The organism is Microbulbifer maximicatervae (SeqCode) (genome assembly GCF_052468155.1).
On the sequence record NZ_CP174335.1, the window covers coordinates 2,618,899 to 2,631,424 of the forward strand.

The 12,526-nt window shown below is 42.4% G+C and carries 15 protein-coding genes; 3 read left to right on the forward strand and 12 right to left on the reverse strand.

Annotated features, from left to right (window positions below):
• Window positions 1–12: 12 nt before the first annotated feature.
• From ACJJIY_RS11260 to ACJJIY_RS11270, 3 genes are all read right to left on the reverse strand, one after another.
• Window positions 13–258 carry a VF530 family protein gene (locus tag ACJJIY_RS11260; protein ID WP_444898167.1) on the reverse strand — a complete coding sequence of 82 codons (246 nt, stop codon included), beginning with the start codon at window positions 256–258 and terminating at the stop codon, window positions 13–15.
• 236 nt (window positions 259–494) lie between these two features.
• Window positions 495–1,445, reverse strand: coding sequence for an IS5 family transposase (locus ACJJIY_RS11265; protein ID WP_444895065.1), 951 nt, complete (start codon window positions 1,443–1,445; stop codon window positions 495–497).
• Between the two features lie 112 nt (window positions 1,446–1,557).
• Complete coding sequence (locus tag ACJJIY_RS11270) at window positions 1,558–1,884, reverse strand: hypothetical protein (RefSeq protein WP_445357915.1); 327 nt, start codon at window positions 1,882–1,884, stop codon at window positions 1,558–1,560.
• A gap of 487 nt (window positions 1,885–2,371) precedes the next feature.
• Between ACJJIY_RS11270 and ACJJIY_RS11275 the strand changes: the two genes are divergently transcribed.
• A complete protein-coding gene (locus tag ACJJIY_RS11275; RefSeq protein WP_444895065.1) occupies window positions 2,372–3,322 on the forward strand; it encodes an IS5 family transposase in 951 nt (316 codons plus the stop codon).
• 287 nt (window positions 3,323–3,609) lie between these two features.
• On the opposite strand, the gene ACJJIY_RS11280 is transcribed toward ACJJIY_RS11275, so the two are convergent.
• The 6 genes from ACJJIY_RS11280 to ACJJIY_RS11305 form a co-directional block, all read right to left on the reverse strand.
• Window positions 3,610–3,990: a hypothetical protein gene (locus ACJJIY_RS11280; RefSeq protein ID WP_445357916.1), complete on the reverse strand. Its 381-nt coding sequence runs from the start codon at window positions 3,988–3,990 to the stop codon at window positions 3,610–3,612.
• A gap of 90 nt (window positions 3,991–4,080) precedes the next feature.
• Window positions 4,081–4,509 (reverse strand): MAPEG family protein, encoded by a 429-nt coding sequence (locus ACJJIY_RS11285; protein WP_445357917.1) that lies wholly within the window; start codon window positions 4,507–4,509, stop codon window positions 4,081–4,083.
• 135 nt (window positions 4,510–4,644) lie between these two features.
• A complete protein-coding gene (locus ACJJIY_RS11290) occupies window positions 4,645–4,995 on the reverse strand; it encodes a hypothetical protein (protein ID WP_445357918.1) in 351 nt (116 codons plus the stop codon).
• Window positions 4,996–5,105: 110 nt separating this feature from the next.
• Window positions 5,106–5,471 (reverse strand): hypothetical protein, encoded by a 366-nt coding sequence (locus tag ACJJIY_RS11295; protein WP_445357919.1) that lies wholly within the window; start codon window positions 5,469–5,471, stop codon window positions 5,106–5,108.
• 461 nt (window positions 5,472–5,932) lie between these two features.
• The gene (locus ACJJIY_RS11300) at window positions 5,933–6,376 is read right to left on the reverse strand and encodes a hypothetical protein (protein ID WP_444916462.1); all 444 of its coding nucleotides are present in this window, start codon (window positions 6,374–6,376) and stop codon (window positions 5,933–5,935) included.
• A 105-nt stretch (window positions 6,377–6,481) separates the two neighbouring features.
• On the reverse strand, window positions 6,482–6,907 hold the full coding sequence (locus ACJJIY_RS11305; protein WP_445357920.1) for a hypothetical protein: 426 nt from the start codon (window positions 6,905–6,907) through the stop codon (window positions 6,482–6,484).
• 390 nt (window positions 6,908–7,297) lie between these two features.
• On the opposite strand from ACJJIY_RS11305, the gene ACJJIY_RS11310 reads away from it, so the two are divergent.
• Both ACJJIY_RS11310 and ACJJIY_RS11315 read left to right on the forward strand, forming a co-directional pair.
• The gene (locus ACJJIY_RS11310) at window positions 7,298–7,747 is read left to right on the forward strand and encodes a nitrogen fixation protein NifB (RefSeq protein WP_445357921.1); all 450 of its coding nucleotides are present in this window, start codon (window positions 7,298–7,300) and stop codon (window positions 7,745–7,747) included.
• A gap of 243 nt (window positions 7,748–7,990) precedes the next feature.
• Window positions 7,991–8,293: a hypothetical protein gene (locus ACJJIY_RS11315; RefSeq protein ID WP_445357922.1), complete on the forward strand. Its 303-nt coding sequence runs from the start codon at window positions 7,991–7,993 to the stop codon at window positions 8,291–8,293.
• A 1,145-nt stretch (window positions 8,294–9,438) separates the two neighbouring features.
• Here the strand turns inward: ACJJIY_RS11315 and ACJJIY_RS11320 are convergent.
• The 3 genes from ACJJIY_RS11320 to ACJJIY_RS11330 form a co-directional block, all read right to left on the reverse strand.
• Complete coding sequence (locus ACJJIY_RS11320) at window positions 9,439–10,482, reverse strand: GmrSD restriction endonuclease domain-containing protein (protein WP_445357923.1); 1,044 nt, start codon at window positions 10,480–10,482, stop codon at window positions 9,439–9,441.
• Complete coding sequence (locus ACJJIY_RS11325) at window positions 10,479–11,516, reverse strand: SIR2 family protein (protein ID WP_445357924.1); 1,038 nt, start codon at window positions 11,514–11,516, stop codon at window positions 10,479–10,481. The genes ACJJIY_RS11320 and ACJJIY_RS11325 overlap by 4 nt, the downstream gene beginning before the upstream one ends.
• Window positions 11,517–11,662: 146 nt before the next feature.
• On the reverse strand, window positions 11,663–12,412 hold the full coding sequence (locus ACJJIY_RS11330; protein WP_445357925.1) for a hypothetical protein: 750 nt from the start codon (window positions 12,410–12,412) through the stop codon (window positions 11,663–11,665).
• Between the last annotated feature and the right edge of the window lie 114 nt (window positions 12,413–12,526).

The window sequence follows — 12,526 nt, forward strand, 5'->3', positions numbered from 1 at the left end:
ACCAAATAGTGCTTATTTACGATTAGCCCACGGAGATTTATTTTCAAAAGTTGAGATATACAGATCCTCGACTTTATCTCGTGCCCACTGGGTTTTGCGTAAAAACTTGAGCGAAGACTTAATTGACGGGTCGCTCTTAAAGCAATTGATATTGATCCTATCTGCCAAACCATCCCAGCCATAATGTTCTTGCAAACGTGTAACAACTTTCTCAAGAGTAATACCGTGTAGCGGATTATTTGGTTGATCTTTACTCATTTTTCAATTAATACTCTATGTTTAATGACGCATAATGCCGTGAACATGGGCTGATGAAGTTGGCACGTAATCGCAAATAAAATTAGGGACCCTCTGATCAACGAAGCATTTTTCCAGAATTAAGCTGAGCTGCTTGAAAAATTCACTTTATTACGCACAAACGCGTAATTTGCGCGTAATAGTCCACTAATTTTTCATCTGAAACCCTCAATAGGTGGATTTCAGGCGAACCACCCCTAGGCAGCCAAGTATTTTCTCCCTATTATTAAGTTGGTAAAGCCTGCCAGTAAGCACAGCCTCTCAGTATTTTTTACCAGTCCCCGATAGCGGACCTTGTCATAACCAAATACCCGTTTGATGTAGCGGAAGGGGTGCTCGACCTTCGCTCTTATCTGCGCCTTGATCTTTTCCGCTTTACGAAGTGCATCACGCCCTGGAAGAGTTTTTAGCTTGCTCGGCTTCATTGCTATATACCAATCCGCCTCCCGCTCTTTCAACTCTTCACGTTTCTCCGCACCAATGTACCCAGAGTCTCCCCAGATTCTTTTCTCCTCCCCGTGGAGAACTCGCTCTGTAGTTGTGACATCATGCGAATTCGCTGCTGTTGTATCTATGCTATGTATTACTCCGAGCACATCATCAACCCCGATATGCATTTTCATTCCAAAATGCCACTGATTGCCTTTCTTTGTTTGATGCATTTCTGGATCACGTTTTTTCTTTTTATTCTTGGTTGAAGTTGGCGCAGAGATAATAGTGGCATCTACAATCGTGCCTTCACGCAGTACCATGCCATTCTCAGCAAGATGCTTGTTGATTTCATCAAAAAGAGCTGCACCTAGCTGATTGAGCTCCAGTAAGTGGCGAAAGTTAAGAATCGTTGTTTCATCGGGAATTGGGCCGCTCAAAGTCAATCCAGCAAAACTACGCATGGATTCAATTTCATACAGTGCATCCTCCATAGCGGGATCACTGAGATTATAAAATAGCTGCATGCAATGAATACGGAGCATGACACTCAATGGATATGGCTGTCGGCCACGTTTGCCTTGTGGATAGCAAGGAGTGATCTGAGCTTCTAGTCGCTGCCATGGGATGAGGGCTTCCATTTGAGAAAGAAACTTCTCTCGGCGAGTTATACGGCGCTTTAGCTTATATTCTGCTTCGGCAAAGGTGACTTGGTGCATAATTCATCGTAGTCTTGATGGGTAGGTGAATATTACCAATATTGGCTTGGAATTATTCAGAGGTTCCTTAGGCGACAGGTTTGCCAGTCCGTTCCCAAAACTTCTTATGTGTTTAAAGCCCTTTAATAATTATAATTGATATACTAATAAATGTGGATATAAGTAATATAGTGATACATTGTTTGAATCTTTGATTACTTCGTTTTATTAAATTTTGAGTTAAGCTTTCATCTGTTTCGATAGCATCTTTTAATAGAATATTTGAGCTAGATTGGAATAGTTCACCTATCTTTTCAGCTTCCTCTGGGCTCATTTCAGCCTTCGATGATATTTCAGATATCCGCTGGTGAATCGATGAGAGCTCATTGTATTTAGCCTTGTTGATTTTACCTGACTGAAATAACTCTTCCTGCTTTTCTCTCAGTGTAGTTACATCCACAATTCTTCCTTACACATAACTCCTTGCACCGGCGCCGCCGGAATTGAGCCGCTTTGTGTTAGCATAGCGTACAGCACAATGCGAACGGAGTATAGACGGTGGGATTCCGCAACTTGTTAAAAGCTTACTGGGACCAGTAACCCAATATATGGTATTTGCCAGACTCTTCAGGTTTTAAACGAATGCCGAGAGCTCTAAATCCAGGGCAGATAATAAGAGCATGATTGTTAGCGCTACCATCACCTATTGGTTGTTTGGTATCGCCTTCTAGAATGTTGAGGGTGCATGACGAAGCAATACTTCGCCGCTTATTGAATTCTGACCGTGTGCTGTTTCCGACGTGAACGAAGCTATCTGTATTCCCTGATTCTAATAGAGATCTGACCGCTATTGAAACTGCCTGATATGATAAGGCACTAGGGAACCTCTGAATAATTCCAAGCCAATATTGGTAATATTCACCTACCCATCAAGACTACGATGAATTATGCACCAAGTCACCTTTGCCGAAGCAGAATATAAGCTAAAGCGCCGTATAACTCGCCGAGAGAAGTTTCTTTCTCAAATGGAAGCCCTCATCCCATGGCAGCGACTAGAAGCTCAGATCACTCCTTGCTATCCACAAGGCAAACGTGGCCGACAGCCATATCCATTGAGTGTCATGCTCCGTATTCATTGCATGCAGCTATTTTATAATCTCAGTGATCCCGCTATGGAGGATGCACTGTATGAAATTGAATCCATGCGTAGTTTTGCTGGATTGACTTTGAGCGGCCCAATTCCCGATGAAACAACGATTCTTAACTTTCGCCACTTACTGGAGCTCAATCAGCTAGGTGCAGCTCTTTTTGATGAAATCAACAAGCATCTTGCTGAGAATGGCATGGTACTGCGTGAAGGTACGATTGTAGATGCCACTATTATCTCTGCGCCAACTTCAACCAAGAATAAAAAGAAAAAACGTGATCCAGAAATGCATCAAACAAAGAAAGGCAATCAGTGGCATTTTGGAATGAAAATGCATATCGGGGTTGATGATGTGCTCGGAGTAATACATAGCATAGATACAACAGCAGCGAATTCGCATGATGTCACAACTACAGAGCGAGTTCTCCACGGGGAGGAGAAAAGAATCTGGGGAGACTCTGGGTACATTGGTGCGGAGAAACGTGAAGAGTTGAAAGAGCGGGAGGCGGATTGGTATATAGCAATGAAGCCGAGCAAGCTAAAAACTCTTCCAGGGCGTGATGCACTTCGTAAAGCGGAAAAGATCAAGGCGCAGATAAGAGCGAAGGTCGAGCACCCCTTCCGCTACATCAAACGGGTATTTGGTTATGACAAGGTCCGCTATCGGGGACTGGTAAAAAATACTGAGAGGCTGTGCTTACTGGCAGGCTTTACCAACTTAATAATAGGGAGAAAATACTTGGCTGCCTAGGGGTGGTTCGCCTGAAATCCACCTATTGAGGGTTTCAGATGAAAAATTAGTGGACTATTACGCGCAAATTACGCGTTTGTGCGTAATAAAGTGAATTTTTCAAGCAGCTCAGCTTAATTCTGGAAAAATGCTTCGTTGATCAGAGGGTCCCTAGAAGATAGAGCAGTCAAAATTAATGCTGCGATTATTTTCATAACTTTTAACGCCTTATACACAGGCGAGTGGAACGACGTGTAGCGAGTCCAGCCCGCATCCTTTGTGGGCGATTGTGCCACAATTTGTAAGTACTACTTAACGGCATTGATCTGAACTACCGTGACATTAGCAATGCGACCACCGCGCCACCAAGTCCCTTTTGTACCAATCTTAAGCCTTTTATGGTGATACTCACGGCGCTCTTCACTTAATATCCACATATTGGCAAAGCCTTCATTAGGAATATAACCTGGAGTAGTATCTCTTATGACTCTGCCATCTTCATCAAGAATCTCTGGCCAGATCATGTGTATACCTTCAACCTGCGGATCATCCCCGTCATAAAGAAAATCCACTCTCATTCCTTGTCCCGGCTTGACATTTTTATTCTCTTCAGATAGGTCTATCTTGTACTTGACTACAAAATCCGGCTTTCTTCCGGATCTTTCTTCATAAGGTATATGTGCTTTCATATCGGTGCTAACACGAAGTTGTGGGGCGCCGTAGGCGTCCCGGGCAGCTTGCTATCGAACGCCGACGTCTTGTTATGCCCATTGGTTTTATTACATAAATGTGGTTCGCACAGCGTTCACTGTTAAGGCTAATAATGGAATGTTTGATAGAGCAAATATTAAAAATCTGATTTCAATTTTGTTGAAAGTTGCCTGTACAATGCTATGAATTACTCGAATGCCGACATATACCCATGCCAGAATAAAATTTAAGCCATCTCCTGCGCCAAGGATTGCAAGTGATATCGCCAAAGCATAGAAAATAGTTGGTTGCTCCATGAGATGATTATAATTATCAGCTTTCCAACGAACATGGGGAGGCAGGGTTGACATTTGCTCTCCGCGAGGAGCATTCGGATCAAGCTTTAATTTAGCTTTCTTCACTGCAGGCAATCGTGTTGCGTACATCCACAACCACATAACCATAGACCAAGCTATCAAGGCAATTACAGGCTGAATTATTTGGGCACTTTCAATCATTCGTTGATTCCTTTTTATTATTTACTGATGTTAGAGAGCTGAACGCGGGATAACGGCTACAAAAATGGGCTGTTGGAGCATCGCGTAGGCCATCCCGTGAAGGGCCAAAGTCCCGCAGTAATGTGTCTATGGTTGTTAAGCACTTATCTCATTGGCCTCCACCATACTATGGCGAGGAGCTATGTCCCACAATGCCGGTAACGCTCCAAGAACAAAGCCACAAAATAGCGTTTGAATTTGTACAGGCCAAAATGCAAGCTTCACTCCTACACCGTAAATTGCATATGAATTCAAGGTAACATCCAGCACCATAACTATGGCAGCGAAAATTAGGCCAGCTCGCAATTTAGCAATAAGCAAAACCACCACAAGGAGATCAATTACAGACAATGCAGTCCAGAATACATTAAAACCGAATGGCGCGAAGGTATATGGAAAAGGGCCACCATTTACGATATCTGCTACGTGATTAATGCATCCGATCATAAAGCATGCAGCAATTACATAAATATATTTTTCTTAACTGTGGCACGATATTTCTCTGTATGCTTAACGTCCAGCAACGAACGGGAGCGATTGTTGCGGGTTGTTAGATATCACTGCTTTAAAGGATTTGGGTCTGTTGCTATGCACTGCCTTGATCCTTTTATCATGTATTGCTGATTCAAAAAGATACAGTGCTCGCCATCCATCGTCACGCTATGCCTGCCATCCTTCTCTCGATAAAGCACCATAATTGAAACGATATAGCCACCATCTGTTGCATAAGCATGAAACTCATAATCAATAGGTTGGTTTGTGCTCGCTACATTCTTTACATAATATTCCTGAGCGGTATCGAAGGCTAGGATTACTTTATCTGACGGTGTATAGTCTTTATGTGGGTACCATTTAGGGGGCGCAAATTCCGTGGCCATTGCTAGTGATGAAAATAAAACTATATAAAGTGTGATTACTCTCATTAGGTCCCTAACGACTGTATTAGGTGCGGGCAAACCAGCGGTTTGTCCACCCCTTGCCTATGCTTGTTATACGTTTTACCAAGCTTTATCACTAATTTCCTCACCTTTATCGGAGATATGAAGCCACGTATATGGATTGTACTGGTTTGTTCCATGGGAACAAACAACTTTACAATGAAAGTGTTTATGTAGGTCGAGCGCACATTCTTGATCATTTCCCCATTTGGCACCACCTTCAAACACGAGAAAAAGGCACGAAAATTCCGTGAAATCATCTAGGTCAGTGGTGACGGTTACAAAAACACGGTCATGGTGAAATTTGCCGTGATAGATATACAAATCGTCTTCGTGGTCTACTTGCTCTACAGATTCGAAGACTGAGGAGATCCAGCTCTGAATCTTATCTATATTAGTTTCTTTGATGTATACATTGATAGTCATACGTGCACACACATAATACCTTATAGCACGCGAGAATTTTTTCCGTCGCTTTGCCTGTTATTGTTATGCAGTTTCACTGCAAAGTACCAAAATACGAGTGACACAATCAAACCACCTCCTGCGTACAACGCATATCCTGCTTCTTGTAATTGAGCAGGCATCTCATCAGCTAGGTATTGAATATATTGATAGCTAAGCGCGACAACTATTCCAGATAATGTATAGGCCAGCCAGGATGTAATATTCAGTTTTGAAAATACAAAATGAATAGGTAGCCCGACAAGCAAAACGAATACATATGATACAGCTATAGAGCCAATTGCAAACAAAGTTAGAACCAAAAGTCCTTCAAATGAGACCAAACTTTGCCCGTTGAAAAGTGAATCTACAAGTATCGCAACTATTAAGACTGAGGATGCAATAGGAGATAGCAGTACAGCTAGCAGGGTACGCTTATTGTTCATACCTAACCACATAACGCTTTTGTAAACGGCGAGTGGTGCAGGAGCGAGTCCAGCGGAACACCGAAGATGTGTGGCGTTGTTTGACAAGCTTGTATGGTGACATGACTAGAACGCCTTATTAAGGGCTGGCAAGCACCTATTTTTTTGTAAAAACTTTTGGATTTCTTCAGCCTCAGCAAGAGCTGGCAAAGTTGAGTGACCATTGCCATATGTAACAAACCAAGCAAAAGAAAGACCTTGTTTATATTTTTGCCGCATAATCTGTTGGAAGTAACAATTGCGGGTTTTCCCATTTTGCTTTGCACCCAAGCGCTTTGCAATACCTTGCGGCCTGAAAAGCCCCGCTTGTGTTAACGTCCCAGCTTTGCCAATATAAATTGGATCACCTTTGCAACCATGGCCAGCAAAAATAAAACATATTCCGGGTCTGTTGGGCACTTTATTTAAACGGATATACTTTGTTACGTTTTCTTTTGTAGGCAAGTCAAAACTTCCGTTTTCCGAAAATTTTGTACGAAGTTTCACTAGCATGATTGTCACCATAACGTATGGCCCCGGGGCTGCATGGAGCGTAGTGTAATGCTGCCCCTAGCAGCTTCTTGGTACCCCCAGCATGGGCGTGAACTAATGGGGTTAAAGTCCCCTGTAGGGAGATCACCATTTAATGGGCTTCATTAAATGCTAACTACTAGCGAATGGCAACTGCAACACCGTGAAGTATTGTGGGGAGGAAGCCACTAGCAAAACTACGAGCTGACGAATAGAAACATCATATAAGGCTTAGCCTGGAGGCGAGGTGGCCAAGGAAGAGTTGATTTAAACACCCTCCAAACAGAAGGTATAAGCCGCCAGCCCCATTGACAAGGGATGAATACACTAGAAGATACTGGATACTCATCCACATAAATGTGTGTTCAGCTGATGACTCTACCTCGAAGCAGTCAGATATCTCTTGATGTAACCCCTTATTACCACTGTGTATCCCGCTGTGTGCGGCGAGCATTCCTTGGTGGACGGGATAGTGAATCTGGGAGAGATTACGAACATCGGCGCGAATGGATTGAAAATCGTATACAGCAATTGGCTGGGATTTTTGCGCTGGATATTGCCGCTTTTGCGGTTATGAGCAATCACTACCATGTAGTACTCTACATCGATAAAAAATCTGCTGATAAGTGGTCTCTTGCAGAGGTAATTACCCGTTGGGAGAAGCTGTTTCGGGCTCCCTCTCTGGCTCTCCGCTATCTCAAAGGCGATACCCTCGATCACTGTGAGCTGGAAAAACTAAGAGAAGTCACCGCAATATGGCGGGAGCGCTTAATAGATATCAGTTGGTTTATGCGCTGTTTAAACGAGTCTATCGCGCGGTAAGCCAATGCTGAAGACCAGTGTACGGGCCGTTTTTGGGAGGGGCGATTTAAGTCGCAGGCTTTACTGGATGAAAAAGCCCTCGCCGCTTGCATAGCCTATGTAGACTTAAACCCTATCCGCGCTAATATTGCCAAAACGCCTGAAGACTCTGATTACACCTCTATTCAACTGCGTATTCGCTCTGCAGTCACCGCTGAGCAACCCAAAAGTTTACTACCGTTTGTGGGAGATGAGCGCTTAAATATGCCAAAAGGTTTACCTTTTCAGCTGGGCCACTATTTGGAGTTGGTGGATTGGAGTGGTCGGCATCTAGATCCCAGAAAGCGCGGCACTATCGCTGAAAATACCCCTCCCATACTTGAACGCCTGGGTATTTCACCTGAGCACTGGCTTTACCTCAACCGAAATTTTGAAAGTCGATTTAAAGGTTTGGTAGGGTCGGTTGAAGCAGTACGGAAAGCCTGTAACTTATTGAATAAACGCTGGGCCCAAGGTGTGCATGATTGCCAAAAGTTTCTCTCTTACCCTTCATCTCAACTAAATTGAATCATTTTTAATCCCACCGATTGATCCCCGTTCGCCCTGTGTACTGAAAGCCCTGCACGCCAAAAATAGACTAAATACCTCACACAATTGAGCTTCGATGCTCCTCTGGTAAGCATGGCTTTTTATTTTGCCGATTTTTTCCTCTCCGACATGATTCTTGGGCACATGATTCATGGGTGTCCTATTTGTAGTTATTCAAGAAAGGAATTGGACCAACTACCCCTTTATACATCCACGCATTCCACCAGATAATTGAAATGCCATATGAAACCATTATCCCCAAAAGAAAAAAGATTATTCTATTCAACTTACCCTTAATCACTTTCTTACGCATAACACCTTACCCATGGGCCGGAGCTGCGAAGCAGAGGGGGTTCAGCAAGCTTGAGCATGCGGCAATTTGTTATCTGTTTTCAATGCTGTCATTACTAACAATAATTGATCTAGACACCCACCAAGCAAAAAGGATAAGCCGCCAAATCTATTGGGCATGATTCATGGGTGTGCTATTCATGCTCTCTAAGCAAAAAGCATAAGCCGCCAACCCTATTGGGAATGATTCATGGGTGTCCTATTCGTGATTTTATATCTCAACTAAATTGAATCATTTTTAATCCCACCGATTGATCGCCGTTCGCTCTGTGTCCTGAAAGGCCTATACGCCCAAAATAGACAAAATACTCCACACAATTGTGCTTCGATGCCCCTCTGGTGAGCATGGCTTTTTATTTTGCCGATTTCTCCCTCTCCCACATGATTCATGGGTGTCCTATTTGTGTTCCGGAAAGCCTGTAACTTATTGAATAAACGCTGGGCCCAAGGTGTGCATGATTGCCAAAAGTTTCTCTCTTACCCTTCATCTCAACTAAATTGAATCATTTTTAATCCCACCGATTGATCCCCGTTCGCCCTGTGTACTGGAAGCCCTGCACACCAAAAATAGACAAATACTCCACATAATTGTGCTTCGATGCCCCTTTGGTGAGCATGGTTTTTTATTTTGCTGATTTTCCCCCTCCCACATGATTCATGGGTGTCCTATTTGTGTATTTGTGAATTTGTGTTACGGATAGGGAACCGCCCATTGCGGACCCGCACGATGGGTGGTGTGGGGGCCGGTAGCTAGAAACCACCGGCTACCCGATTTAGCCACTATGGTCACAAAAACCAATCAAAGCTTCCTTCCGCATCTTTCTCTGCCCCTGCATCTTTGTACTGTATGACATGCTCTTTCTGTACTGATCAGTATATTCGTTATCGTATTCTCGCCCCCTCAAGGCTCGATAAAACTCAATCAAATGCGGTGCAGTTTCTTCGTAATCAATACCGTTTTCAACGCAATATTTGCTAAAACACCATAGACCATATAAGTGACTAACTCCTTGAACCTTATACTCTTCATAGGGTACCGATAGGCGTTCCATATATTCTGTAATTCCATAAAACAGATTACTGATTTCGCCCCAGTCAACTTCAGAGTTTTCGGCATATTTCAGATACAGCTGATCGATATCTTCATCCGTTGACTTTAGTTCTTTATTCTCTAGCAGAACAAATACTAACTCTGAAACTAGCTCAATATCTTCCATTCTAGATTTATCTGTTACGTTTAGGCGGTTTGACCAAAACTCGGTCTTAGATACTTCATAGCAAAGTTTAAGCAGTGGAGAACTATAGTAATTTGAATGGCGGAGCTCTTGTCCTGTCAATGCCTCACCATTTCTATTAAGCCTATCGAATATCTTGTCGATAATAAGGTCATCATCTGTATCAACGTACTCCACAGGAATTAGGTATCTCCAAAACCTCTTTTTATAATGCCCAAGATCCTCCCCTTCAATTTCAGAGAAGTACCTTCCAGCTAGACTTTCGTCATGAAGTGGGTCGTCTGCCTCATCTGCAGTTGGGAACTCACCATTAATAAAGTCAACTAGTGAAGAAAGCCGCTGCTTTCCATCAATCACTTCGTATGTCGTCTTTCCTGTTGTGTCATCTACATTTTGCCGTAGAAATACCGGTGGTATTGGTAAGTTTTTCAAGACACTATCAACGAAGAAAGATTTCTTTTCATCACTCCATACGCTTCTTCTCTGATACGCTGGGTCCATGTTGTATTTATCCAAAAGGTACTCTTCATAAAACGTCGACACGGTAATATTATTGGATGCTCTCTCTAAAACTTTACTCATTTTATGAACTCCTCTAACACTCGACTAGAATCCAAATGGATATATTTTTTGAATAAGCTATTAAGTACCGACTCAAAGGCAGAGCATGGACTGGGATTGATATTTATCACCTCTGCATCATCATCCATGTTTACCAAAAGCTCATCGATCTCAGGCCTATCAACATGCCAATACGATATGCCACAAATAAATGAAGTATCGTCACTAGACAACGATTTTATTTTTGCTAAGCATTCCCTTTTTATAGCATTTGTCCAGTTTAAATCTGTTCTTCCAGATTCACCTGCAGGTGGTATCAAGAAGTTTAATGGAGTGTGCTTCTCCAGATTATCATAGGTAACCTTTATGTCAGAAAGAGCACAATCAGAAACAAAGGTTTTATAATTAACTTCAAAGGACTCTTTAGGCAGCTCCTGTTTGTGTTGAAAACTAATCGACCCATGTGGCTTAAATATTTTAAACTTTGAAGCATCCTTTGGATCAAGAAGAGGAATTTCATACTCTATTCCAAGAGTATTTAGAACTCTTTCTAGCCAAATATCATAGTTGTAAGTAATTATAATCACCTCTTCTACAGAAGGATCATCATTCATTTTTCTAAAAAGCTTCGACCATGACCATTCTTCAACAACATCGTCAAGTTCAGGAATAGCAGAATTATAGTGAATAAAGAGATACTTTAGATAATATACAAGTTCTTTGTAAGCAAGTAGGAAACCGTTTCCGGCACGCTCATCAATAAGGTCTTTGCCTTTGAGAGAATACACATTTGCGCTTGTTACTACTCTCTCAATAATCTCTAAAGTACCTTCCCCCTCCAGGTAAGACCTAGCACCTATAGACCACAGATTCGGACAGTTTTTATACGATAAAAATCCAGGCCTATCATCACGCGGCCATCGAAGTGCATCACCAAATCTGAATAAATTAAGGACATCTATTGAAGACCATATGTTCTTATTTTGTTTATCAAGGTGGTTCATCAAATCTATTGTGAATCCGTTCCCAAGGACTACACATACTTTTTTCGTCATCTCTCGTCCTTTACGTTACTTTCTCGAAATCAAACTACATGGCTAACGCCCGCCTTAACTGCCGGAGGCTACGGGCGGCTTTTGTGCTGCGGAGCGCACAAAAGATGACAGGGGCCAGATTGCAGGCGCTTGTTATAGCCATTTCGCTAACTAATTTTTGCCTCCAATATGAACACGGAAATATTTTTTAATTCTTCGGACAAATCTTTATTCATTTTCCTTATCTCGTAACAGTCGCTAACCAATGTTTTATTTTTTAAAGAAATGGTAGCACCTGGGGCGAAGACAACCTCCTTCTCATGCCCTTTACTAGTACCTTTAAATCTCGTAGCAAACGCTTTTACTTCCGGTCCTGTCACTTGAATCAAAAGCAAGTGTAGCTCGCCAGCATCAAAAGCTTTACCTCGCCACATAGCGTTTCTCAATGCAATTTGCGGACAGAAACTGGTTGAAAATGGTCGCTCTGTAACAAAGACACTATCTTGTTCTGGAGGCCAAAAACCACCATGAAATAAGACAGTTCCGACTCCAACAGTACAACCATGATTTTCAATATCTTCAGCTACTTGAGCAAAGCCACTAGCAGCGTATCTATTTTGATAATCAGAAATCGATTTAGGCGTTCTCGAAGACATAGACTGTCGCAGTACTGCATACTCATTAGATGATTCTAATTGTCTATCAATAAACCCTTCAAAACGATTACAAGCTCCCCGCTTATAGATACTATGTCGAGCAGCGGACATAGGATCATCTATTGTTTCTATGAGGCGAACTTTAACCTCGTGCGGATACCTTCCATGTTCTGCCAGTGATCTTTGCATTTCATCTATAGTCGGATCTCGCGTTTCCCACACTTCATAGGGGGTACTGAATAAATTTATAGGTGGCTTCATAATCCTATGTTCGATTCCTTCGCAAAGCTATAACGAGGCTGTAGAAAAACAGTTTTAGAAAAAGCTGCCAATCCTCAGGCTCCTCTAATTAAAATTTCGGGCTAAATTTAGCTA

Coding starts and splice junctions, on each gene's coding strand:
- ACJJIY_RS11325 (WP_445357924.1), bottom strand. CDS start 11,516: ATGACGAAAAAAGTATGTGTAGTCCTTGGGAACGGATTCACAATAGAT.
- ACJJIY_RS11295 (WP_445357919.1), bottom strand. CDS start 5,471: ATGAGAGTAATCACACTTTATATAGTTTTATTTTCATCACTAGCAATG.
- ACJJIY_RS11265 (WP_444895065.1), bottom strand. CDS start 1,445: ATGCACCAAGTCACCTTTGCCGAAGCAGAATATAAGCTAAAGCGCCGT.
- ACJJIY_RS11315 (WP_445357922.1), top strand. CDS start 7,991: ATGCCAAAAGGTTTACCTTTTCAGCTGGGCCACTATTTGGAGTTGGTG.
- ACJJIY_RS11320 (WP_445357923.1), bottom strand. CDS start 10,482: ATGAGTAAAGTTTTAGAGAGAGCATCCAATAATATTACCGTGTCGACG.
- ACJJIY_RS11310 (WP_445357921.1), top strand. CDS start 7,298: ATGACTCTACCTCGAAGCAGTCAGATATCTCTTGATGTAACCCCTTAT.
- ACJJIY_RS11305 (WP_445357920.1), bottom strand. CDS start 6,907: ATGCTAGTGAAACTTCGTACAAAATTTTCGGAAAACGGAAGTTTTGAC.
- ACJJIY_RS11260 (WP_444898167.1), bottom strand. CDS start 258: ATGAGTAAAGATCAACCAAATAATCCGCTACACGGTATTACTCTTGAG.
- ACJJIY_RS11300 (WP_444916462.1), bottom strand. CDS start 6,376: ATGAACAATAAGCGTACCCTGCTAGCTGTACTGCTATCTCCTATTGCA.
- ACJJIY_RS11275 (WP_444895065.1), top strand. CDS start 2,372: ATGCACCAAGTCACCTTTGCCGAAGCAGAATATAAGCTAAAGCGCCGT.
- ACJJIY_RS11285 (WP_445357917.1), bottom strand. CDS start 4,509: ATGATTGAAAGTGCCCAAATAATTCAGCCTGTAATTGCCTTGATAGCT.
- ACJJIY_RS11330 (WP_445357925.1), bottom strand. CDS start 12,412: ATGAAGCCACCTATAAATTTATTCAGTACCCCCTATGAAGTGTGGGAA.
- ACJJIY_RS11280 (WP_445357916.1), bottom strand. CDS start 3,990: ATGAAAGCACATATACCTTATGAAGAAAGATCCGGAAGAAAGCCGGAT.
- ACJJIY_RS11290 (WP_445357918.1), bottom strand. CDS start 4,995: ATGATCGGATGCATTAATCACGTAGCAGATATCGTAAATGGTGGCCCT.